This is a genomic window from Caballeronia cordobensis (assembly GCF_001544575.2).
GTDB lineage: Bacteria > Pseudomonadota > Gammaproteobacteria > Burkholderiales > Burkholderiaceae > Caballeronia > Caballeronia cordobensis.
Genome location: NZ_FCNY02000008.1, coordinates 66,128 through 89,479 on the forward strand (window position 1 = coordinate 66,128; position 23,352 = coordinate 89,479).

Genomic DNA, 23,352 nt, shown 5'->3' on the forward strand with positions numbered 1-23,352 from the left:
GTCTCCGTTCAAAGGACCGCACGCCTGGCACGCAGCGCTTCGATGGCTTCGTCGCTCAAGCCGGCTTCGTGCAGCAGCGCATCGCTGTGCTGGCCGAAGGCGGGCGCGGCGAACGGTTCAGGCAGGGGCGTCGCGGTAAAGCGCACGGGATGCTTGAATCCGCGATACGCGCCCACGCCCGGATAGTCGAAACGCGCGACCATGTCCTCGGCGAGCACTTGCGGATCGTCGAACATGTCTTCGACGCTGCGCGCGGCCGCGCATGGAACGTCATCGCCGAAAAGCGCTTCCCATTCGAGGGCCGTGCGCCGTGCGAGCGCGGCGTGCAGCTTCGGCACGATCTCATCGCGATGCACCGCGCGCTTGCGCACGGTGTCGTAACGTTCGTCGGCGGCGAGCGCGTCGAGTCCGGTCAGCGCGCATAGCGACGTCCAGAAATGCGGCGTGTTCGCGGAGAGATAGAGATACCCTTCGCGCGTCGGATGAATCCCGGTGATGCCGCCCGAGCGCATGTCGCGGCCGACGTCTTTCGGTTCGCTGTCGGCCCAGATCATGCGCGCCGATTGCATCGTGAGCGCGCTGCGCAAGAGCGACACGCCAACATACTGCCCTTCGCCGGTTTTCTCGCGCGCGAACAGCGCCGACGACACGCCCGAGGCGACGAGCGCCGCCGCGTAGTAATCGACGACGGACCCGTAAAGCACTTCGGGCGGACCGCCCGCCGGGCCTTGCAGCGTGCACATGCCGGTCATCGTCTGCAGCACCTGGTCGTAGCCTGCCTTGTCCTTGTTCGGGCCGGTTTCGCCATAGCCCGTCACCGCGCAATAGATCAGACGCGGATTGATCTCGCGCAACTGCTCGTACGCAATGCCGAGCCGCGCCGGCACGTTCGGGCGAAAGTTATGCACGAGCACGTCGGCCTCTTTCACGAGCGCGATCAGCACGTCGAGCGCTTCCGCCTGCTTCAGGTCGAGCACGAGCCCGCGCTTGCCGCGATTCACGCCGAGAAACGCGCGGCTTTCCGCTTCGAGCGTCGACGGATATTTGCGCAGGTTATCGCCCGAGGGCGGTTCGATCTTGATGACTTCCGCGCCCTGATCCGCGAGCAGCGTGCAGCCGTAAGGACCGGCGATATAGGCGCTCAGATCGAGCACGCGCACGCCCGAAAGCGGCCCGCCGCGTCCGACATTCTGTTCCATGAATCTTTCTCCTCTCACATTCCGGCGAGGGCGCGCTGCTCGTCCGAGAGCAGGCCCAGCCGCGCCGCGTCCGTGACGAGCACGCGTGCGCGCCCGACGAACGGCGGATCGATCATCTTTCCATCGACGACATAGGCGCCGATGCCTTTCGCATCCGCATCGCGCGCCGCCACGACGACGCGCACCGCATGCGCGATGTCCTCGTCGGACGGACGGAACACGTCGTTCGCAATCGCGATCTGGCTCGGATGAATGCAGCTCTTGCCGATGAAACCGAACGCGCGCGCCATCTGCGCCTCGGCGCGAAAGCCGTCGGCGTCCCTGACGTTGGCGAACGCGGTGTCGTAGGCGAAGACGTTGGCCTCGCCCGCCGCGATGCGCAGCGCGAACATCGCCTGCTGGATTGCAGCCGTTTCGCGACGCGCGATGGAGAGCGGCTCGAACAGGTCGCCGAGGCCGAGCTGCAAGCCCGCGACGCGCGGATGCGCGAGCGCCAGTTCGGCGGCGCAGCGCAGCGCGCGCGGCGACTCGACGTTGAGCAGCAGGCCGATCGGCGCGGTGACGCCGTTCGCGCGCTCGGCGGCCTCCAGCGCGGCGGCGGCCGCGCGCACGTCGTCGGGATGCTCGGGCTTCGGCAGATTGATCAGGGACACGCCGTTGCGCGCGACGGCGTCGAGATCGGCGGCGAAATGAGGCGTGGATAACCCGTTGACGCGCACGATGAGCGTCTTGTCGCTCGCGAGGGCGTCGCCGGTGGCGAGCAGCGCGCGCAGTTCGGCGCGCGCCTGCGGTTTGCGCTCCGGCGAAACGGCATCCTCCAGGTCGAAGGAAAGGGCGTCGGCGGCGCTCGCGAGCGCCTTGCCGAAGAGTTCCGGACGCGAAGCCGGCACGAAGAGCTTGCTTCTCATGTGTCTCCCTGGCTCTTGAATATGCCGACCAGTCTACGGATGCCCACGCTTTAGATAAACTATCCGCGTCTATCTTCAAACACGAGAAAATCTATCCGATGGATACGGCATTTCTCTCCAATCTGCTGCTCGTCGTGGATACGGGTTCGATGGCGGAGGCCGCGCGCCGCGTCGGCGTGACGCCCGCGGCGATCGCGCAGCAGATGTCGGCGCTGGAGCGCGAGCTGGGCATCACGCTCTTCGTGCGCGCCGGCCGCACGGTGATTCCGACCGAGGCGGGGCATCGCGTGATCGAGCGGGCGCGCGGTCTGGTCGCCGATTTCGCCGATCTGAAGGCGCACGCGCTCGAAGGCGAAGCGGCCGGCGAACTGCGCATCGGCACGATCACGACGGCGCTGTTGAGCCTGCTGCCCGATGTGCTGGCCAATTTCGCCCGCGAGTTTCCGCGCGCGAAGCTGCTGATTCGCGCGGGCACGTCGATGGAGCTTTACGACACGCTGCAACGCGGCGATCTCGATGTCGCCATATGCCTGCATCCCGCGTTCGCGCTGCCGAAGGCCTACGACTGGCATCTGCTTCGCGAGGAGCCGCTCGTCGTGCTCGCGCCCGCGCGGCTTGCGAACGACGACCCGCACGAACTGCTGCGGCGCGAGCCGTTCATCCGCTATGACCGCACGCTCGGCGGCGGCAAGCAGGCGGATCAGTACTTGCGTGCCGCGCGCATCGTGCCGCATGAGCTTTTCGAGCTTAACGCGCTGATGGCGATCGCGATGATGGTCGATCGTGGCCTCGGTGTGTCGCTCGTGCCGGATATCGTCTCGCCGATGACCTCGGCGCTTTCCGTCGCGCGGCTCGCGCTGCCGATTCAGACGGAACCGCGCCGTTTCGGCATGGTGTGGCAGCGTGCCTCGCCGCGGGCGCGCCTGATTCAGGGCTTGCGGCAGTGCGCGGATGAGGCGGTGGCGGCGAACCTGGCGCGGGGAGAGTAGCCGGGCTGCATGCACAACCCGCGCAGGCGCCTGTTCGTGCCGTCAGTGATGGTGTTCGATCTTCAAGCGCAGATCGATCTCGAAGCACCCGCGCAAGATGTGCTCGCGCATCAGATGCTCCGCGCGGCTGCTGTCGCGTGAGGCCACCGCTTCGAAGATGCGCACGTGCTCCTCGTGATACCGGCGCATCGAGGCGGTGTCCATCAGCGGTTCGGTGAAAGGCTTGTGCGGCGTGCGATGCACCATCTCGTGACTGCGCCTGAAGAGCGCGTTGGTCCACGCGTCGTTGATTTGCGCGTGGAACCAGTCGCTGCGCTCGCGCATCGCCTGCACTTCCTCCTGGTCGAGCGTGCGTTCGCCGACGAGCATCCGGCCCGTCTCCGCGAGATAGGCGCGCATCGCTTCGACCTGTTCGTCGCTGAAGCCGCGTTGCGCCGCGAGCGCGCTCGCATAGCCTTCGAGCACCGCGCGCAGTTCGTATGAATCGCGCAGGTCGCGCAGGCTGAACGAGCGCACGCTGAAGCCGCGATTGCGCTCGTAGACGACCATGCCGCGCGTCTCCAGCGCGACCAGCGCCTCGCGCACCGGCGTGCGCGATACGTTGAACAGCTCGCCGAGTTCGGCTTCCCGCAGCTTCGCGCCGGGCTTGAGCGTGCCGCTCAGGATCATCGCCTGCAAGCCGTTGACGACGGCTTCGGCCTGTGAGTTTTCGCTGCTGTCTGCGATGTCCATGGAAGTGCCGTGCGGATCGTGCTTCGAACGGGCGAAGTATATCGAATGTGCGCCTTCAGGCCGCCGCCGCGGCACGGGGGTAATGGCACGCGACCAAGGTGCCGTCGCCGCGATCGGCGAGCGCCGGATCGTCGTGCACACAGGCATGGGGCAGCCGGCCGTGGCGCGTGTCGACCGAGCGGATCGGAATCGTCGTCCGGTTCGCGATGCCCGGTTGCGCGACGAGCTCGCGCGCGCGCACGCAGCGCGGATGAAAGCGGCATCCGCCAGGCAGATTCGCCGCCGAGCCGATCTCGCCGAGCACGCGCACGCGCGGTTTCGCGCGCGCGGCGGCCGGGTCGCAGACGGGCACCGCCGCGAGCAGCGACTCGGTGTAGGGATGCGCGGGCGACGCATAGAGCGTGTCGCGCGCGGCGAGCTCGACGATGCGTCCGAGATACATCACCGCGACGCGATGGCTCACATGCCGCACGACCGCCAAATCATGCGCGATGAACAGATACGCGAGCCGGCGCTCCCTTTGCAGCTTGCCGAGCAGATTGATGATCTGCGCCTGAATGGAGACATCGAGCGCGGACACGGGCTCGTCGAGCACGAGCACTTTAGGATTCAGCGCGAGCGCCCGCGCAATGCCGATGCGCTGACGCTGCCCGCCCGAAAACTCGTGCGGATAGCGCGTCGCATGATCGGGATTGAGGCCCACGGTGCGCATCAGCTCGCGCACTTTCGCGGGGCCGTCCGCGTGCCACGCGCCATGCTCCTTCATCGGCTCGGCGATGGCCGCGCCCACCGCGCGCCGCGGATCGAGCGAGCCGTACGGGTCCTGAAACACCATCTGCACCTGCGCGCGCATCGCGCGGAGAGGGCGCCCGCCGAGCGCGCCGATATCGACGCCCTCGAGAAAGATGCGGCCCGCGCTCGGTTCGAGCAGGCGCACGGCGAGCCGCCCGAGCGTGCTCTTGCCACTGCCGCTTTCGCCGACGAGACCGAGCGTTTCGCCGGCATCGAGATGCAGCGACACGCCGTCGACCGCCTGCACCACCGGCGTCCTGCGTTGCAGCAACGAATGCTTCGCGCCGAAGCTGCGGCTCACTGCATCGATCTGAAACAGCATCATGCGTTCTCCGTCGTAGCCAGCGAGCGCCAGTGGAAGCACGCGCTGACATGCGCGGCGTCGTCGGTTTCGACGAGCGGCGGGCGCGTCGAGCAACAGTTCTCGCGGCCGCGCCCCATCGCGCAACGCGGCTCGAACGCGCAGCCCGCGGGCAGGGCGGCGACATCGGGCGGACTGCCTTCGATCGCATGCAGCGCGCAGCCCGGCTCGCCTTCGAGATCGGGAATGCTGCGAAACAGCGCCTGCGTATAAGGGTGCCGCGTCGCGCCGAACACGCGCGCGAGCGAACCGAGCTCGACGACGCGCCCCGCGTACATCACCGCGACGTCCTGCGCATAGCGCGCCACCAGCCCGAGATCGTGTGTGATGAGCACCATCGCCATGTTCGTTTCCTGCTGCAGGTCCGCGAGCAGGTCGAGAATCTGCGCCTGCACGGTGACGTCGAGCGCGGTCGTGGGTTCATCGGCGATCACGACTTTGGGGCGCAGCGCCACGGCCATCGCGATCAGCACGCGCTGGCGCATTCCGCCCGACAACTCGTGCGGATAGGCGTCGAGCCGGGCGCGCGCCTCGGGAATCCGCACGCGTTCCAGCAGCGCGGCCGCTCGCGCCCGCGCCGCTGGCTTGCTCACGCGCTCGTGCGCGCGCAGCAGCGTCGTCATCTGCTCGCCGATGGTGAAGACCGGGTTGAGCGCGGTCATCGGATCCTGAAAGATCATCGAGATCGACGCGCCGCGCACGCGCCGCAATGCCTCGCCGGAGAGCCGGGCGATATCGACGCCATCGAGCAGCACGCGTCCGTGCGTCACGCGCCCCGGCGGCGCGACGAGCCCGAGCGCGGAAAGAAACGTCATCGACTTGCCCGAGCCGGACTCGCCGACCACGGCGAGCGTGCGCCCCGGCCGCACGCTCAGCGATACGTCGTCCACCACGACCGCGCCCGGGAACACCGTGCGCAAGCCGTCGAGTTCGAGCACCGCTTGTGGATCGATGCGCGTCTCGTCCGTGCGGACGCCGTTCGCTGCATCGGCGGCGTCGGCGGGCGCGCTGCGCCGCGGGATCTTGAAGACGGCCGGGAGGGTGCTGTTCATAACGTCCTCGCGTCGGCGCGGCGGCGCATCTGCGGATCGAGCGTGTCGCGCAGTCCGTCGCCGAGCAGGTTGAAGGCGATGACGAGCAGCGCGATGCACGCGCCCGCCGAGAGCGAAATCGCCGGATGCGAAGCCAGAAAACCCTGGCCGTCGGCAATCACGTTGCCCCACGTCGGCGCGGGCGGCTGCACGCCGAGCCCGAGATAGCTCAGGCCCGCCTCGCCGAGCACCGCGCTCGCGGCGCCGACCGTCGCGACCACGATCACCGGCGGCAGGCTGTTCGGAATCACGTGCACGAGCAGGATCTTCCAGCGCGCCATGCCGATCGAGGTCGACGCCTCGATGAACACGCGTGGCCTGATCGTCAGTACGACCGCGCGCATGACGGCGGCGACGCGCGGCGCGAACGCGATGGCGATCGCCCAGATCACCGAGCTCAGCGACGAGCCGCGCGCGGCCACCAGCGCGAGCGCCAGCAGAAAGCCCGGAAACGCGAGCAGGATATCGATGAGCGCGACCAGCACGCGTGCGAGCCAGCCGTCGAAGAACGCGGCGGCCGAGCCGAGCGCGACGCCGAGCACGATGGAAATGACCATCACCGAGAACGCGACCTGCAGCGAAATGCCCGTGCCCCAGACGAGGCGCGAGAGCACGTCGCGCCCGTATTGGTCCGTGCCGAACCAGTGCGCGGCGGAGGGCGCGGCGAGCGTGTTGGCCATGTCGGCGGCGACGGGCGAGTAGGGCGCGATCCACTGCGCGCCGAACGCGATGACGACCATCGCGGCAAGAATCACAAGCCCCGTCATGAAGCCCGGATGACGCGCATAGCGGCGCCACGAAGCGTTGGCGTTGCGGCGCGCGGGTTTGAGGGAAGCGGCAGGCGAGCTCATCGGCGGGTCCTCGTTGAATCAGCGCGTGCGCAGACGCGGATCGACCGCCGCGTAGAGCAGATCGAGCGCGGTGTTGACGAGCACGACGATCACCGCGAGCACCAGCACGCCCGCCTGCACGAGCTGGTAATCGCGCGCGCTGACCGCCTTGAGAATGGTCGTGCCGACGCCCGGCCGGCTGAACACGACTTCGATCAGGATCGCGCTGCCGAGCGAATAGGCGAAGGTCACGCCGATGATCGACAGCACCGGCACCAGCGCGTTCTTGAACGCGAGCCGCCAGACGATGGTGCTTTCGCGCACGCCCATCGCGCGGGCCACGCGGATGTAGTCCTGACCGATGACTTCGAGCATCGCCGAGCGCGTGAGTCGCGCGACATACGCCGCCACCGACACGCCCAGCACGGTGGCGGGCAGCACCAGATGCCGGGTCGCCTCGATGAAGCCGCCGCCGGAACTCGCGCCGAGCGCGGGCAGCCATTTGAGGTGCTGCGCGAACACGAGGATGCCCGCGAGCCCGAGCCAGAACACCGGGAACGAAATGCCCGCGAGGGCGACGAGCATCACGCCGATATCGATGAAACTGCCTTGCCGCACCGCGGTGACGATGCCGAGCGGCACGCCGACGAGCACGGCGATCGTCATGCCGGCGACAGCGAGAATCGCCGAGTCGGGCAGGCTCTGCGCGATCTCCAGCAGCGCGGGCCGGCCCGTGACCACCGAGGTGCCGAGATCGCCGTGCAGCACGTGCCCGATGAACAGCCCGTACTGCACGAGCAGCGAGTGATTCAGCCCGAGCTGCTCGCGCAGCGCGGCCAAGGCTTCGTCGGTGGCGTAATCGCCCAGCATGTATTGCGCGGGATCGCCCGGAATCATGCGCACGAGAAAGAACGTCACGGTGAGAATGCCGGCGAGCGTGATGACGAGGTGCAGCGCCTGGCGAGCCAGATAGCGTTCCATCGCGGGCGTCCTCTCAGGCGAGCGAGACCGGATACGAGTTCATCGTGAAGAGCGAGTTCTGCACGAAGCCCTGAACCTTGTTCGAATGCGCGATGAACAGCCGGTCGGCATACAGCGGGATCAGCGGCAGGTCCGTCATGCTCTTGTGCAGGATCTTCTGGTACGCCACCTTGCGCGCCGCTTCGTCCTGGGCGGCCGCGGCCTGCGCGATCAGGTCGTCGACGCCCGTGTAATGCGACGTGTTGAGGCCCGGCGGAAACGATGACTTCGCGAGCATCGAGATGATCGGGCTGTCGGGATCGGGCGCGCCGACCACGCCGGTGATCGCGTTCGGGATCTTGCCGCCCGAGCGCACCTGCAGGTACGCGCCGCGTTCGAGCACCTGGATGCGCGGCTTGATGCCGATGGCGGACAGGTCGCTCGCGATCGGCACGACGATCTTGTCGTAAGGACTGAAGCCCACGCCGATGACATCCATCGAAAAGCCCGGCTGCCCGGCCGCGGCGAGCAGCGCGCGCGCCTTGGCGGGATCGTAGGGATATTTCGGCACGTCCTCGGTGTATTCGAGGAAGGCGGGCGTGAGCACGCTGTACGCCGTGCCTTTCGTGCCCTTGAACAGGCCGGCGATGATCGCGTCGCGGTTGATGCCGTACATGATCGCCTGACGCACGCGCAGGTCGTCGAGCGGTTTGTGCGTCATGTTGAGCACGAGGTTGATGGTGTGATCGGCGGGACGGTCGTGCAGCTTCACGTTCGGGTCGTCCTTCAGGCGCGCGATCACCGCGGGCTCCTGCAGCGCGAAAAAGATGTCGATCTCGCCGTTGCTGAGCGCGGTGGCCGCCGCGTTTTCATCGCGGATCACGCGGAACAGCACGCCATCGACTTTCGGCGCGCCGCCGAAATACGCCTTGTTGGCGGAGACACGCACTTCCTGCCCCGGCGTCCAGCTTTCGAAGACGAACGGCCCCGTGCCGACGGGATTCAGCGCGTGCTTGCGATCGCCCATCTCGGTGACGGCCTTGCGGCTCACGATCCAGCCTTGATTCAGGTTGGTGACCTTGTGCATGAAGCCCGAGTTCGGCGCCTTGAGCGTGATGACGACCGTGCTTGCATCCGGCGTATCGATCTTCGCGATGGCGGCGAGCTGCCCGAGATAGTTGCTGCCGGTTTTCGGATCGAGCACGCGCTCGAAGGAAAACCGCACGTCGTCGGAGGAGAACGCGCCGAAGTTCTTGTGCCACTGCACGTTCTTGCGCAGATGGAACGTGTAGACCGTGCCGTTTTGCGTGACGTCCCAGCTCGAGGCCAGATCGGGGACGATCTTGTTGGTGGCCTCGTCATAGCGCGCGAGCCCGCTGTAGATGTGCGTCGCGACCGTCTGGTTCTCCACCTGAAAGATGCGCGCCGGATCGAGATTGGCGATGTCCGCGCCGAGCCGCACGCGCAGGAGTTTCGGCTGCCCCTGCGCCCGGGCGAGCGGCGCCACGAGATTCAGCGCGGCGGCGCCTGCAACGCCAAGCGTGAAATGACGACGGGAAAGGCTGCGGCACGAGGCTTTTGTAGTCATGGCGTAGGCACCGGTCGGAGGCGATCGAATCGATCGGGAGAGCGCCAGGGCAGAATCGCATACAAAAATTTATGGGGCAAGGCCTCCAAACTACCAATTTCACACGCCGATCACCGGGAATCATTGTAATTTGTTCGCTCACCCAACTGATCGGATGGTATTTCCCTGACGCTTATTTCAATTTCGAGCGTGTTTACCCGAATGGTCAGCCCGATTGGACGAGTTCAGCATTCATTTCAGAGTTGACACCCCGATTTTTTGCATGCAATTTCCCGTGAACGGCCATGCGCCGTTCCCGCTCGCTGCCGCAACTCCCACTCTCTCTCGCCGAGGTCGACATGTCGGATACGGATATCTTCGTCAAACAGAAGTTCGGGCAACCGCTCGGTTTCGGCCGCAGGACGGCTGTGCTGGTGATCGATTTCCAGGAAGGCTTCACGCGCGAGGACGGGTTCGGCGGCTACAACATCAACGACGCCATCGCGCAGACGGCGAAGCTGCTCGCCTACGCGCGCGAGCATGCGATGCCGGTGTCGCACGTGTACTTCGCCGCGCAGAAAGGCGGCTTCGATATCGGCACGTTCGGCGAGAAGGTGCCGCGCCTGCGCGAGCTCACCGAGGACGCGCCGGACACGCAGATCGTGCCGTCGTGCAGGCCTGTCGACGGCGAGTACGTATCGAGAAAGCGCCATTCGTCGGCGTTCTTCGGAACCAACTACGCGTCGTGGCTGATGGCCGAGGGCATCGACACGCTGCTCGTCACCGGTTGCACGACGAGCGGCTGCGTGCGCGCGAGCGTCGTCGATGCATCGGCGCACGGGCTGCGTCCTGTCGTCGTGACCGACTGCGTGGGCGACCGCGCGCAGGCGCCGCACGAGCAGAGCCTCTTCGACATGGGCCAGAAGTACGCCGACCTCATGACGAGCGCCGACGTGATGGCCGCGCTCGCGAAGGACAGGCACGCGGCGCTCGCCTGAACTTTCGCTTCCACCGTTCGGGCCGCGAGCGTGCGGGACGAGCGCACGAAGGCCCGAAGCCAAGTCTTTGCAATGGAGGGGATTCATGTCTGATATCGCGACTGGCGCGCGCATCAAGGTCTTCTGGCAGCCCGGCTGCTCGTCGTGCCTGCGCACCAAGGAATTTCTGACGCAACAGGGCGTCGAGTACGAATCGCGCGACGTGCACAACGATCCGCAGGCGCAGGCCGAGCTGTTCGAACTGGGCGTGCGCAGCGTGCCCGTGGTGTCGATCGGCAAGCACTACACGCTCGCGCAATCGCTCAAGGATGTCGTGAAGTTTCTCGACCTGCGCACGACGCTCGCCGATCCGTTGCCGGCCGCCACGCTGGTGCAGCGTCTCGACCGCGTGATGAGTGCCGTTTCGCGCTACGTGCATCAGTTCACGCCCGAGCAGTTGCACGAGCCGTTCCGCAACCGGCGGCGCACGCCGGGGCAGCTTTGCTACCACGTGTATCGCATCGCCGAGATGGGGATGGAAGCGTCGCAGGGCATCACGCTGCGCTTCGAGAGCTTCGACGAGGTGCCGCCCGAAACATGGACGGCGGACGACATCGCGCGCTGGGGCGACGACGTACACCGCCGCTTCGATGCGTGGTGGGCCGCGGAGAAAGACCCGGACGTGAACTACACGGTCTCGACGTATTACGGCACGCGGCCGTTCCACGAGGTGCTGGAGCGCACCGCATGGCACGCGACGCAGCACACACGCCAGATCATGCTGATGCTGGAGAGCCACGGCGTTGCGCCTGACGGCCCGCTCACCGACGCGGATCTCGCAGGCCTGCCGCTGCCCGACGAAGTATGGGGATGACGCCGCACTCTTTCGAGGAGACCGGATGGAACCGTGCATGATGACCGCGGCCGAGGCCGCTCGCGCCATCGACGAAGGCGCGCTCGGCGCGGAAACGCTGATGCGTTCGTGCCTTGAACGCATCGACGCGCGCGATGCGGTGGTGAAGGCGTGGCTCGCGATCGACCGCGAGCGCGCGATTCAGGCGGCGCGCGAGGAAGACAAGCGGCGTCTGTATGGCGCGCCCGGCCTGCTGAGCGGCCTGCCGTTCGGCGTGAAGGACATGATCGACACGGTCGATCTCCCGACGACGCACAACTCGCTCGTCTATCAGGATCACCGGCCCGCGCGCGACGCCGCGTGCGTCGCGCGCGTGAAGCACGCGGGCGCGGTGCTGCTCGGCAAGACCGACACGGTCGAGTTCGCGTCGTTCGGGCGCGTGGCGGCAACCACGCATCCGATGAACCCGGCGCACACGCCCGGCGGATCGTCGTCGGGATCGGCGGCGGCCGTGGCGGATCATCAGGTTCCCTTTGCATTCGGCACGCAGACGGGCGGCTCGCTGATCCGTCCGGCATCGTTCAACGGCATCTATGCATTGAAGCCGACGTGGGGCCGCGTGAGTCCCGAGGGCATGAAGCTGCTCGCGGTCAGTCTCGACACCATCGGCTGGTACGGACGCAGCGTGGCGGATCTCACGCTCGTCGCGCGTGCGTTCCGTCTCACGTCCGGCCATGACGAGGCCATCTCTCTGAGCGACATTCGCGTCGGGATCTGCCGGCCGCCGCAATGGAGCGCGATCGAACCGGCGGGCGTGGCCGCGCTCGAAACGGCTGCGGCGCGCCTGCGTGCGGCGGGCGCGAACGTGTCGGACGTGACGCTGCCCGCGTCGTTCGACGCCATGTCGGACGCGCAGGAAACGGTGATGGAAACCGAAGGCGCCGTCGCGTTCCTCGATCTCGTCGAGCATGACGGGCATCGCATCAACGCGACGATACGGGAGCGCGTCGCCCCGGCGAAGCTCGATTCACCCGCCACGCTGCTGCACGCCTACCGGACGGCCGAGCGGTGCCGCGCCGAGCTCGATGCGGTGTTCGGCGACTTCGATGTGATCGTCACGCCCGCGTCGCGCGGGGAAGCGCCGGAAGGCCTCATGAGCACGGGCGACGCCATTTTCAATTCGATGTGGACCCTGCTGCATGTGCCGTGTGTGGCGATACCGTGCACGCACGGGCCGAAGGGATTGCCTGTCGGGGTTCAGCTCGTCGGTCCGCAGATGGGCGATGCGCGCTTATTGCGGATCGCGAGCCGGGTTGCGCGGATTATCGACGTGGAGGGGTGAGCGGGCGGCGGCCCAAGCGCGCCGCCGCTTCGGCTTACCGCACGCCGCCTTTCGTGCGGCTGGCGGCGAACCGCATCAGTTGTTCATCGCGCCAGTCGCGCCGCGTGGCGAGTTCGTCAGCGGAGAGATGCCGCCGCCGGTCCTCTTCGACCTGTGCGATGAGGGCGGCGTCCCACGGACCGTCTTCGGTGCGCGAGCGGGCGATCGAGTAATACAGCGGCCCGAGCCGGTTCGCATAGTCGGCGACGCCGCCCGGCGCGTTCAGATCGATCGTCTCGAACGGTCCCATGAAAGACCAGCGCCAGCCGAGCCCGTCGCGCACGGTCTTGTCGATGTCCTCGCAGCTCGCGATGCCGTCGCGCTGCAGCGCCCATGCTTCGCGCAGCAGCGCCGCCTGCAGACGGTTCAGGACGAAGCCCTCGATCTCCTTGCGCACATGGACGACGCTCTGGCCGATGCCGCGCATGAGCGCGTCGGCGAACGCGATCGTCTGCGGCGATGTCTGCGTCGACGGCACGAGCTCCACGACCGGCACGAGATACGGCGGATTGACCGGATGCGCGATCAGCACGCGCGGCGAGATGGCGAGATCGTTGGCGAAGTCGGACGCCTTGATGCCTGAGCTCGAACTGCCGATGATCACGCTGTCATCCGCGACTTGTTCCAGATCCAGCATCAGTTGCCGCTTGACGTCGACGCGCTCCAGCACCGACTCCTGCACATACGCCGCGCCGTCGATGGCTTGCGCGAGCGAGTCGGCGAGCGTGAGCCGCGCGGCGACCGTTTCGGGCGCTTCGTCGAGCAGTCCATGCCGGTGCAGCGCCGCGAGCTGATGTGCGGCCCACGGCAGCGCCTTCTCCGCCGTGTGCGGGTTGGCGTCGTAAATGCGCACCGGCAGGCCCGCGCGCGCGAACGCGATCGCCCATCCCGCGCCCACCAGTCCCGCGCCGATCACCGCGACCGGCTTGTTCAGATCCATCTTCGATACGTTCATCGTTCGTCTCGCCTTGAAATGAGTGTTGTGTGCGTCACGCCGCGGTCCAGCCGCCGATTGGGGATACGCAGCCGACGCTGCCCGATGCGCCACCGCCGCCGGACAAGGGCGGAGGGTGTGGCGGGTTCGTGCAGATCATCGCGATTGTTGTGGCGGTGGTGGCGACGATTTATACGGCGGGTGCGGCGGCGATGGCGATGGGTGCTGCGATGGGTACCGCTGGCGCGGGTGCCGGCGCGGCGGGTCTGAGCGCGCTGGGCGGCGGCATTGCTGTCGGAGGCGTGACGATGACAACGGGTACGGCAATCGGAGCTGCGGCAATAGGTGGAGCGGTTGGCGCGGCCGCCTCACAGGGCGTGATGATCGCAGGAGGGCAGCAGAGCGGGTTCAAGTGGGAAAGCGTGGCGATGGGCGGGATCGGCGCGGGCGTGACAGCGGGTCTGGGTTCGATGGCGGGTGCGGCGATTCGACTTGATGCGACGGTACAGCGCGGTGAGAACAAAGAGCACGAGTAGGTACATGGCTTCTTCACATTGGTTTGCGCTTCAGACAGGCCTAATTTTGAGATACGTGCGGCGGTGCTTCCATCGGATTCATCTCAAATTAGGGTCAGCCGCGCCCTGACATGGATCAGGGCAACGCGTTGGCCACGCCCGACGCGGTGACCGATCTCGGCTTTCGCGGCGAGCAGCGCGTGGCCTCGTAGCCGGTCGAGCAGGGCTTGTTCGCCTCGCACAACCAGGTCGCGCAGCCGCAGGAACTGACACTGCGTCTGGCCTGCGGCAGACGCAACAAGAGCCGCGACGTGTTCCTGCTCGAACTGTATATCTGCTGACGCCGCCCAACACCTATGCGGGGCCGCAGAATGCCGCGATCATGTCGGCGCGACGGCGAACGCGCAGTCGATCGTGCCAATGGCCTCGGGCACATGGCAGTTGATGCGTTTGAGCCACGAGCTCTCCACACTCTCGCCCATAGGGTATCTCGGCGTCAGCCCGAACTGAAACATCTGCACTAGCCGCCGCAGCGGTCGCAAGCGTCCGTCCGTGGTCGTTCGCGGTCGAGTACGAACGGAGCGCAGCGTGGTCGAGCAGATGCTGGCCCGCGTGCGTACCGCGTATCTCGGCCGGGTCGTCGCGGCCCGCCAAAACGGATGGTTCAAGGCACGCGCAATGTCATCGCGCATGGCGTAATTCACGGCGTGCCGTATCTGCGGCTGGCGGGTGGCGCAAACGCGGTGATTCTCGATCCGCAAGCGGACGATATAGGAATTATCTTGGTGTGTGATCGCGACAATTCACCGATCATTCCGAACAAGGAGCCCGCAGGGGCCGGGCAGCCCGCGCAAGCACGACGTCCGATTCCGTATGGCGCGATTGCGCAGGGCGAGGGTCCGATGGGTGGCGCAGCGAAGATGGCTAGGCCGTCGACTATCCAGCAGGACGTGACGGCCAGCGGCACGAGCGTGCATGGGCGCGCGCATCGCGATTCGGCGAGAGGCATCACGCGCTCGCCCTATAAGTTCACCTAGGCGTTCGAATAGGGAGAGAACCGCCAACCGCGGTCATTCCCTGCCGACGTCGTGCACCCACTGACGCGGCCGCTCCTTGCGCAATGGTAGCCCCTGACGTTTATCCGTTTTGGTGCCATTTAACTTATAAAAGCAAAATATCGATGCTCACTGGCACGCTACGTAATCAAGTCGATTCCATCTGGAATGCATTCTGGTCGGGCGGAATTTCGAATCCGCTCGAGGTCATGGAGCAAATCACCTACTTGTTGTTCCTCCGTCGCCTGGACGACATTCATACACTCGAAGAGCGCAAAGCCACTGCCACAAAAAAGCCGCTGGCGCGGCGCATCTTCCCCGAGGGCGCCGACCCCGGTGGACGGCCCTACGATGACATGCGCTGGTCGCGCTTCAAGCACTTCGCCGTGCCAGACATGTTCGCGCTGATCGACAAGCATGTGTTTCCCTTTCTGCGCACGATGAATGCGGACGGTTCCACCTACGCGCATCACATGCGCGACGCGCGCTTCACGATTCCGACGCCGAGCTTGCTGGCCAAAGTCGTGGACATGCTCGACCACGTGCCGATGGAAGATCGCGACACGAAGGGCGATCTCTACGAATACATGCTAGGCAAGATTGCCAGCGCCGGGCAAAACGGTCAGTTCCGCACGCCGAGGCACATCATTCAGTTGATGGTCGAACTTACGGCACCAGCGCCGGCGGACGTGATCTGCGATCCGGCGAGCGGCACGTGCGGGTTTCTGGTGGCAGCGGGCGAGTATCTGCGTGACAAGCATCCTTCGATGCTGCGCGATGCGGCCAAGCGTGAGCACTTCCACCACGGCATGTTCCACGGCTACGACTTCGACAACACGATGTTGCGAATCGGCAGCATGAACATGGCGCTGCATGGCGTCGACAATCCGGACGTGCGGTACAAGGATTCGCTCGCGCAAGGCCATGCGGAGGACGACGAAAAGTATTCGCTGATTCTCGCGAATCCGCCGTTTGCGGGTTCGCTGGATTATGAGAATACGGCGAAGGATTTGCTGAGCATCGTCAAGACGAAGAAGACGGAACTGCTGTTTCTCGCGCTGTTCCTGCGGCTGCTGAAGCCGGGCGGCCGAGCGGCGGTTATCGTGCCGGACGGCGTGCTGTTCGGATCGAGCAAGGCGCACAAGGAATTGCGCCGGATGATCGTCGAAGATCAGAAGCTTGATGCAATCGTTTCATTGCCCTCAGGCGTGTTCAAGCCTTACGCGGGCGTGTCCACTGCGATCGTGCTTTTCACGAAGACGAATTCGGGCGGCACGGATCGCGTGTGGTTCTACGACATGGAGGCCGATGGCCGCAGTCTCGATGACAAGCGTCAGCCGTTGTTGAGTGAGGACAAGCTAGGCGTTACGCCTGCGACCGCCTTGACCGAAGCGGAGCACGGCAAGAACAACCTGCCGGACGTGCTTGCGCGGTGGAATCTGCGCGATGGTACGGAGCGTAAGCGCGCGCGTACGGAGCAGAGCTTCTGCGTGCCGAAGGCGGATATCGCGGCGCAGGGTTATGACCTGTCGATCAATCGGTATAAGGAAGTGGTGCATGAAGCGGTCGAGCATTTGCCGCCGCTGGACATTGTGGCGAAGTTGAAGGCGCTGGAAGCGGAGATTCAGGCGGGGATGAGGGAGCTTGAGGGGATGTTGCAGTGAGTTTGCCGACAGCCAAATTGGGTGATGTTGCGAAGTTCATTCGAGGCATCACCTTCAAGCCGGATGATGTAATTGCCCTGCACGATGAGGAGGCGGTTGCCTGTATGCGCACGAAAAACGTTCAGAAAATACTGGACTGCTCAGATCTTCTGGCTGTCCCTAGTAGTTTTGTGCGTCGAAAGGATCAACGCCTTCAGACCGGGGATATTTTGGTATCAAGCGCGAACAGTTGGAACTTGGTAGGGAAATGCTGTTGGGTTCCTCATCTCTCTTGGCCAGCAACCTTTGGTGGTTTCATATCAGCGCTTAGGGCTGGTTCGGACAAGGTTGACCAGCGATATCTATACTGGTGGTTCTCCTCAAGTTACGTGCAAGCTCTTGTTCGCAGCTATGGGCAAAAGACCACAAACATCTCGAATCTGAATATTGAAAGGTGCCTCAAGCTTGAACTGCCGCTTCCTTCGATGACAGAACAACGCCGCATCGCCGCGATTCTTGATAAGGCCGACGCGCTGTGCGCTAAGCGACGCGAGGCTTTGGCTGCTCTGGAAGATTTAGGACAATCGCTCTTTTTGGATACATTCGGTAATCCCGCTACAAATCCGAAAGGATGGCCCATGCGCACCGTCGGCGATCTGCTTTGCTCCGCTTCGTATGGCACGAACGAAAAAGCCTCGGAAGACGGACAATTTCCGGTACTCCGCATGAACAATATCACGAAGAAAGGCGCGATAGATCTAGCCGATCTGAAGTATATGAATCTAGAAGCGAAGTCAAAAGATCGCTATCTCGTTCAAGCAGGTGATGTCCTTTTCAATCGCACAAACAGTGCAGATTTGGTTGGAAAAACGGCGCTCTTTAGAGAGCGCACTCCCATGGCCTATGCCGGATACCTTATTCGGCTTCGAACAAACTCGAACAATGATCCGGAATACCTATCTGCATTCCTGAATTCAGCGTACTCGAAAAAGGTTCTCAGGGGTATGTGTAAAAGCATTATTGGCATGGCCAACATCAACGCGACCGAACTTCAAGCGATTATCATTGGGCAGCCGCCCCTGTCATTGCAGAGAGAGTTTGCGAAACACATTGGCAAATTGATCATGTGCCAAGAAGTTCATAAGAGGACTTTGTTAGCTCTAGACAACCTCTTCTCCTCCCTCCAACACCGCGCCTTCACCGGCACCCTATAAAAACGGATAAAAAAATGACCAACTTCGCCTTCCTCTCCCCCGAATGGTCCATCCTCTTCGACGCGGCGAGCAAGGCGGAGTCATCCGCGAATACCGACCCGCGCGCGTCCTGCTTCTACGCCCGCCGCGCGCTGGAAATCGCGGTCGCATGGCTCTACACGCACGACAAGGCATTCAAGCTCCCGTACCAGGACAACCTCAGCGCACTGATCCACGAACCGACGTTCCGTCAAAACGTCGGCGAAGCGCGGTTCACCAAAGCGCGCTTCATCAAGGACCTCGGTAATCTCGCGGTGCATGGCGTCAAGAAAATCGCCGTCTCCGATGCGGAAAACGCCACGCGCGAGCTGTTCCATCTCTGCTACTGGCTCGCCCGCACTTACGGCCGCACGTCTCGTCCCGCGCCCAGCCTGACGTTCTCGCTCGATCTGATTCCGAAGCCCGCCACCACAGCCCCGCCCGCGAAGACGCTCGAACAGATCCAGCGCCTCAACGACGAACTTCACGCGAAAGACAATCGCCTCTCCGACCTGCTCGCGGTTAAAGCCACGCTCGACGAAGAACTTCAGAAACTGCGCGAGGAAGTTGCCGCGGCAAAGAAGGCCAACAGCGCGCAGCCGGACACGCACGACTACTCGGAAGCCGAAACGCGTCGCGCCTTCATCGATCTGATGCTCAAGGAGGCCGGCTGGACGCTCGATCCGGCGAAGGATCATGAAGTCGTTGTCACCGGTATGCCCAACAAGGAGGGCATCGGCAAAGTCGACTACGTGCTAAGGGCCGACGACGGCAGACCGCTTGCGCTGATCGAAGCCAAGCGCACGACGAAAAGCGCGCTTGCGGGCGAGCAGCAGGCCAAACTCTACGCCGATTGCTTAGAGAAGGAACACGAGCAGCGTCCGGTCATCTTCTTGTCGAACGGTTACGAGAACTGGATCTGGGATGACCAGTCCTATCCGCGCCGCGCGCTGCAAGGCTTTTACAAGAAGGCAGAACTCGAACTCGTCATCCAGCGCCGCTCGAGCCGCAAGAAGCTGGCGGAAGCGGTCATCGATACCAGGATCGTCGAGCGTTTCTATCAGACGCGAGCCATTCGTCGCATCGGGGAAACGTTCGAAGTCGACAACCAGCGCAAGGCTTTGCTCGTGATGGCGACAGGCACGGGCAAGACGCGCACAGTTATTGCGCTCGCCGATGTGCTGATGCGCTGCAACTGGGCCAAGCGCATTCTGTTCCTCGCGGATCGCGTGGCGCTCGTCAATCAGGCGGTCGGCGCGTTCAAGACGCATCTGCCCGATGCATCGCCGGTCAATCTCGTCACGGACAAATACACAGAGGGCCGAGTGTTCGTGTCCACTTACCCGACGATGATGGGCCTAATCGACCAAGCGCACAACGGCGTGCGGCGCTTCGGCGTCGGACATTTCGATCTTATCGTCATCGACGAAGCTCATCGCTCGGTGTACCGGAAATATCGCGCCATCTTCGACTATTTCGACTCGATGCTTGTTGGCCTGACCGCCACGCCGAAGGACGAAGTCGATAAAGATACCTATAGCCTGTTCGACCTCGAAAAGGGCGTGCCCACCGACGCCTACGGGCTCGACGAGGCCGTGGCGAACTCGCATCTCGTGCCGCCCGAGCCGATTTCCGTCCCGCTCAAGTTTCAGCGCGAAGGCATTCGTTACGACGACCTCTCCGAAGAAGAAAAAGAGCGATGGGATGCGGTCGAATGGAACGAAGACGGCACGATGCCGACTGAAGTCGATACGGAAGCCATGAACAAGTGGCTTTTCAACATCGATACCGTCGACAAGGCGCTCGAGGTTCTGATGACCAAGGGGCAGAAAGTAGCAGGCGGCGATTTGCTCGGCAAGACCATCATCTTCGCCAAGAACAACGATCACGCCGAGTTCATCGCCCGACGGTTCGACGCCAACTATCCGCAGTACAACGGACACTTCGCGCGGATGGTGACGTACAAGACCACATACGTTCAATCGCTCATCGACGATTTCGCGAAGCCGGAGAAGATGCCGCATGTCGCGGTGTCTGTCGATATGCTCGATACCGGCATCGACGTGCCGGAGATCGTCAATCTCGTCTTCTTCAAGGCGGTGCGCTCCAAGACGAAATTCTGGCAGATGGTCGGACGCGGCACGCGCCTATGCGTCGATCTGTTTGGTCCGGGTCACGACAAGAAGAAGTTCTTTATATTCGATTATTGCCAGAACCTGGAGTTCTTCGGCGCAAGCCAGAACTTCGCCGAAGGCTCGACCACGGAACCACTCGGGACGAGACTCTTCAAGGCGCGACTGGAAATGATCGGCGCGCTGGATCAGCGCTCGAAAGACGACATGAATCAGCCTGAACCTCAGCCTTACGGCGGTCATCTCTCGGAGGGCCAGTTGCGCACGGAAACCGCCGCACTGCTGCATTCGCAGGTTGCGGCAATGAACGTCGACAACTTCGTGGTCCGTCCGCGACGCCAGTTCGTCGACAAGTTCAGTCAGGCCGACGCATGGCAGTCCTTGTCTAAGGAAGACTTCCATGAACTGTCGGAGCATGTGGCCGACCTGCCAACCACACTTCTGGATAGCGATGAAGAGGCGAAGCGCTTCGATATGCTGGTTTTGCGCGCGCAACTCACCATTCTGCAGGCGGGTACCGGGTTCAACGGATTACGCGAGAAAATTCAGCGAATCGCCGGCGACCTCGAGGAGCAGATTGCCATTCCTGCGATCAGGGCACAGATCGCGCTCGTCAGCGCGGTCGCCAGTGACGATTGGTGGGAAGACGTCACCGTGCCGATGCTGGAAACCGCGCGTCGTCGGCTTCGCGAGCTCATCAAGCTGATTCCGAAGGTCAAGAAGAAGATCGTCTATACCGACTTCGAGGATGAACTCGGGGAAATGACCGAAGTCACGCTGCCGCAGGTGACGGCTGGCCTCAACATGGCCAAGTTCAAGGAAAAGGCGCGCACCTTTCTGCGAGCGCATGAGAACCATCTGGCCTTGCAGCGGCTCCGTCGTAATCAAGCGTTAACAGGCGCCGATCTCGAGGAGCTCGAACGGATGCTGGTCGAAGCAGGCGGCTCTCCAGAACTCATCAAAGCCGCGACCGAGCAGAGTGAGGGTTTGGGCATCTTCATCCGGTCGCTAGTGGGCCTGGAACGCGAAGCCGCGATGCAGGCGTTCAGTGAGTTCGTCAGTGCAACGACCGCCACGCCGGATCAGATCGAATTCATCAACCTCGTTGTCGAAGAACTGATCCAGAACGGGGTCATGGACGCATCGCGTCTCTATGAGACTCCGTTCGTGGATAGGTGTCCTTCCGGGCCCGAGGCGATCTTTCTCGCAGATCAGGTCGATCAGTTGGTCACGGTGCTGGATTTGATCCGTGCCAGAGCCGCCGCTTAGAACTCCTTGAGACGAGCACGACCTACACGCGCATGGCGGACGGCACGTTGCTGGAGATTGAACTTCCCCTCTCGCTGCTGTCGATGAACGTTCGCAACTTCATCCTGGCACATCGATGCCGACTCACGGCTTCGAGACGTGGGGAGTCCCTTCCATTCTCCAGACACCATGAGCCATCGCATCAATCCAACTGATAAGACAACGTCGCATTGATCCGCGGACTACGCGACGCGCTTTCCACCGGCGCATCGCCCACGGCTTTCGCCACCGACAGATCGATGCTGTAGTGCTTCGTATCCGATACGCGAAAGCCGATGCCCACCGATGACAGCCGCCGCGGATTCGCCGTGCCGCCGTGCAAAAACACGCGCGCGGCGTCCACTGCCACATACGGCGTGAACGCCTTCAGATACGTCATGCCGATGTCGACGGGCCGGTTCACCTCGAAAGACGCACCCCATCCCGAGTCGCCCGACGCCTCGCCCGGCTGGTAACCGAGCGCGAAACGCTGCGCGCCGAAGGAGATCTGCTCGGACGTCGGCAGCGTATCGGGCGAATACTGGCCGGTCATCGAAACGACCGTGCCGATCTTCCACGGCCATTCGTCGCTCTGCGTATAGGTTGCGCCGGTGCGCACGAAAGTCAGCGACACGGGATTGACCGGCGCATAACCCGCAATGTTCGTCTGCGCGCTCTTCGATGCACCGAGTACGTCGAACGCCTTCGCCACATTGAAGCTCGCGCGCCGCACGACGCCCGTGCCGAGGCCGACATAGTCGAGCTGTGCCTGCGCGACGCGCACCTGCGAGCGCTGCGCCAGATACGGATTGCCCGCGACGACCGTGTTCTTCAGCCGGTCCTCGTCGTGCGATGCATACATCATCGCTGTGCCAACGAGACTGCGCGTATTGCTCAGCATGAAGGGATACACGGCGGAGAACGCGAGCTTGTCGTTGACGACCGTGCGCTCGATCGTCGACGGCAGCCCCGGATTGTCGACGGGATGGCCATGGTAATGCGAGGCATCGACCTTGGCGGTAAAGCCGTCGGCGCCAATCGGCAAGGTGCCGTTCAGCGCGTAGTAGGTCTGGTCGTCGCGGCCCTTTGGCAGCAGCGCGGAGGCCGTCAGCGATTCGCCGAATCCCAGCATGCCGTTCTCCGTCGCGCTCAGAATGCCCTGCACGCCCGGATGATTGAAGTCGATACCCGTGCTTACATTGAACGGCTTGCGTTCGACATCGAGTTCGAGCGTCGTCGCGCCATCGGTGTTCTGTGGCGGCGCGACGGTGGCCTTCGCCTTCACGCCCGGAATCATGCCGAGCACGTTGATGTAGCGTTCGAAATTCGCCTGCGTGAGCGGCCGGTCCTTCTGCATCTGCGCGGCCACGGCGCGAATGCGCTTCTCCGCTGCGCCCGCGTTGCCCTTTACGACAACTTTGTCGATATAGCCCTCGACGACGGTCACGCGCACGACGCCATCCTGAAACGTCTGCGCCGGAATGAACGCGAACGAGAGGGCATAGCCGCGTTCCTTGTAGAGCGCGCTGACGCCATTCGCGGCATCGATCAACTGGCCGATGGTCACGTCCTTGCCGACGAGCGGCTTGAACCGCTCAGCGATCTGATCGAAGGGCAGCGCTTTCACGCCTTCGATCTCGATCTTGCCCGGCGTGAGATGGCGTGCGAGCAGCGTATCGAGCGCGGGCGCGGGCGGCGCGATATTCACGGAGACGGGCGGCTTGGGCGGCGCGTTCACCTGTGGCAGGGCGTCGAGCGGATTGCCGCCGAGATTCGCGCGCGGCGCGGGCGCGGGCGCGGTTTGCGCGTGGACGGAATGCGATGGAACGGCCGCCGCAAACGCGGCGAGCATGAGCGCCCGTGTCCAGTCACGGATCTTCATTGTGTTGCCCTCGTAGGATTGCGAGAGCGTCG

General features: G+C 64.0%; 19 protein-coding genes. 9 read left to right on the top strand and 10 right to left on the bottom strand.

The window, feature by feature from the left end; all coding sequences use genetic code 11:
• Positions 1 to 8: 8 nt before the first annotated feature.
• Together AWB70_RS16680 and AWB70_RS16685 are read right to left on the bottom strand one after the other, a co-directional pair.
• Entirely contained in the window at positions 9 to 1,199 is a 1,191-nt protein-coding gene (locus AWB70_RS16680; RefSeq protein WP_053570600.1) for a CaiB/BaiF CoA transferase family protein, read from the bottom strand.
• A 14-nt stretch (positions 1,200 to 1,213) separates the two neighbouring features.
• Entirely contained in the window at positions 1,214 to 2,107 is an 894-nt protein-coding gene (locus tag AWB70_RS16685) for an HpcH/HpaI aldolase/citrate lyase family protein (protein WP_053570599.1), read from the bottom strand.
• A 98-nt stretch (positions 2,108 to 2,205) separates the two neighbouring features.
• Between AWB70_RS16685 and AWB70_RS16690 the strand changes: the two genes are divergently transcribed.
• On the top strand, positions 2,206 to 3,096 hold the full coding sequence (locus AWB70_RS16690) for a LysR family transcriptional regulator (protein WP_053570598.1): 891 nt from the start codon (positions 2,206 to 2,208) through the stop codon (positions 3,094 to 3,096).
• A gap of 42 nt (positions 3,097 to 3,138) precedes the next feature.
• Here AWB70_RS16690 and AWB70_RS16695 read toward each other — a convergent pair whose 3' ends face one another.
• From AWB70_RS16695 to AWB70_RS16720, 6 genes are read right to left on the bottom strand one after another with little or no spacing between them, the layout of a single operon-like run.
• On the bottom strand, positions 3,139 to 3,828 hold the full coding sequence (locus AWB70_RS16695) for a GntR family transcriptional regulator (protein WP_053570766.1): 690 nt from the start codon (positions 3,826 to 3,828) through the stop codon (positions 3,139 to 3,141).
• A 55-nt stretch (positions 3,829 to 3,883) separates the two neighbouring features.
• Positions 3,884 to 4,945 (bottom strand): ABC transporter ATP-binding protein, encoded by a 1,062-nt coding sequence (locus AWB70_RS16700; protein ID WP_053570597.1) that lies wholly within the window; start codon positions 4,943 to 4,945, stop codon positions 3,884 to 3,886.
• A complete protein-coding gene (locus AWB70_RS16705) occupies positions 4,942 to 6,033 on the bottom strand; it encodes an ABC transporter ATP-binding protein (RefSeq protein ID WP_082378153.1) in 1,092 nt (363 codons plus the stop codon). Before AWB70_RS16705 ends, AWB70_RS16700 begins: the two co-directional genes overlap by 4 nt.
• Entirely contained in the window at positions 6,030 to 6,923 is an 894-nt protein-coding gene (locus tag AWB70_RS16710; RefSeq protein ID WP_045456566.1) for an ABC transporter permease, read from the bottom strand. The genes AWB70_RS16705 and AWB70_RS16710 overlap by 4 nt, the downstream gene beginning before the upstream one ends.
• A gap of 18 nt (positions 6,924 to 6,941) precedes the next feature.
• Positions 6,942 to 7,883 carry an ABC transporter permease gene (locus AWB70_RS16715; RefSeq protein ID WP_014193571.1) on the bottom strand — a complete coding sequence of 314 codons (942 nt, stop codon included), beginning with the start codon at positions 7,881 to 7,883 and terminating at the stop codon, positions 6,942 to 6,944.
• Between the two features lie 13 nt (positions 7,884 to 7,896).
• Positions 7,897 to 9,450, bottom strand: coding sequence for an ABC transporter substrate-binding protein (locus AWB70_RS16720; RefSeq protein ID WP_053570596.1), 1,554 nt, complete (start codon positions 9,448 to 9,450; stop codon positions 7,897 to 7,899).
• A 338-nt stretch (positions 9,451 to 9,788) separates the two neighbouring features.
• Between AWB70_RS16720 and AWB70_RS16725 the strand changes: the two genes are divergently transcribed.
• The 3 genes from AWB70_RS16725 (at position 9,789) to AWB70_RS16735 (ending at position 12,601) form a co-directional block, all read left to right on the top strand.
• Complete coding sequence (locus AWB70_RS16725) at positions 9,789 to 10,427, top strand: isochorismatase family protein (protein WP_053570595.1); 639 nt, start codon at positions 9,789 to 9,791, stop codon at positions 10,425 to 10,427.
• Positions 10,428 to 10,512: 85 nt separating this feature from the next.
• Positions 10,513 to 11,280 (top strand): glutaredoxin domain-containing protein, encoded by a 768-nt coding sequence (locus tag AWB70_RS16730; RefSeq protein ID WP_014193568.1) that lies wholly within the window; start codon positions 10,513 to 10,515, stop codon positions 11,278 to 11,280.
• Between the two features lie 25 nt (positions 11,281 to 11,305).
• Positions 11,306 to 12,601 (top strand): amidase, encoded by a 1,296-nt coding sequence (locus tag AWB70_RS16735; RefSeq protein ID WP_053570594.1) that lies wholly within the window; start codon positions 11,306 to 11,308, stop codon positions 12,599 to 12,601.
• A gap of 34 nt (positions 12,602 to 12,635) precedes the next feature.
• Here AWB70_RS16735 and AWB70_RS16740 read toward each other — a convergent pair whose 3' ends face one another.
• On the bottom strand, positions 12,636 to 13,595 hold the full coding sequence (locus AWB70_RS16740) for a 3-hydroxyacyl-CoA dehydrogenase (protein ID WP_082378152.1): 960 nt from the start codon (positions 13,593 to 13,595) through the stop codon (positions 12,636 to 12,638).
• Between the two features lie 128 nt (positions 13,596 to 13,723).
• On the opposite strand from AWB70_RS16740, the gene AWB70_RS16745 reads away from it, so the two are divergent.
• The 5 genes from AWB70_RS16745 to AWB70_RS16765 all read left to right on the top strand — a co-directional run bounded on the left by AWB70_RS16745 (position 13,724) and on the right by AWB70_RS16765 (position 21,420).
• Entirely contained in the window at positions 13,724 to 14,110 is a 387-nt protein-coding gene (locus AWB70_RS16745; protein ID WP_014193565.1) for a hypothetical protein, read from the top strand.
• Positions 14,111 to 14,748: 638 nt separating this feature from the next.
• Complete coding sequence (locus AWB70_RS16750) at positions 14,749 to 15,126, top strand: hypothetical protein (RefSeq protein ID WP_053570593.1); 378 nt, start codon at positions 14,749 to 14,751, stop codon at positions 15,124 to 15,126.
• Positions 15,127 to 15,269: 143 nt separating this feature from the next.
• Entirely contained in the window at positions 15,270 to 16,808 is a 1,539-nt protein-coding gene (locus AWB70_RS16755) for a type I restriction-modification system subunit M (protein WP_053570592.1), read from the top strand.
• The gene (locus tag AWB70_RS16760; RefSeq protein WP_063786729.1) at positions 16,805 to 18,001 is read left to right on the top strand and encodes a restriction endonuclease subunit S; all 1,197 of its coding nucleotides are present in this window, start codon (positions 16,805 to 16,807) and stop codon (positions 17,999 to 18,001) included. The genes AWB70_RS16755 and AWB70_RS16760 overlap by 4 nt, the downstream gene beginning before the upstream one ends.
• 14 nt (positions 18,002 to 18,015) lie before the next feature.
• The gene (locus AWB70_RS16765; protein WP_053570591.1) at positions 18,016 to 21,420 is read left to right on the top strand and encodes a DEAD/DEAH box helicase family protein; all 3,405 of its coding nucleotides are present in this window, start codon (positions 18,016 to 18,018) and stop codon (positions 21,418 to 21,420) included.
• A 181-nt stretch (positions 21,421 to 21,601) separates the two neighbouring features.
• On the opposite strand, the gene AWB70_RS16770 is transcribed toward AWB70_RS16765, so the two are convergent.
• The gene (locus AWB70_RS16770; protein ID WP_053570590.1) at positions 21,602 to 23,320 is read right to left on the bottom strand and encodes a ShlB/FhaC/HecB family hemolysin secretion/activation protein; all 1,719 of its coding nucleotides are present in this window, start codon (positions 23,318 to 23,320) and stop codon (positions 21,602 to 21,604) included.
• Positions 23,321 to 23,352 lie beyond the last annotated feature (32 nt).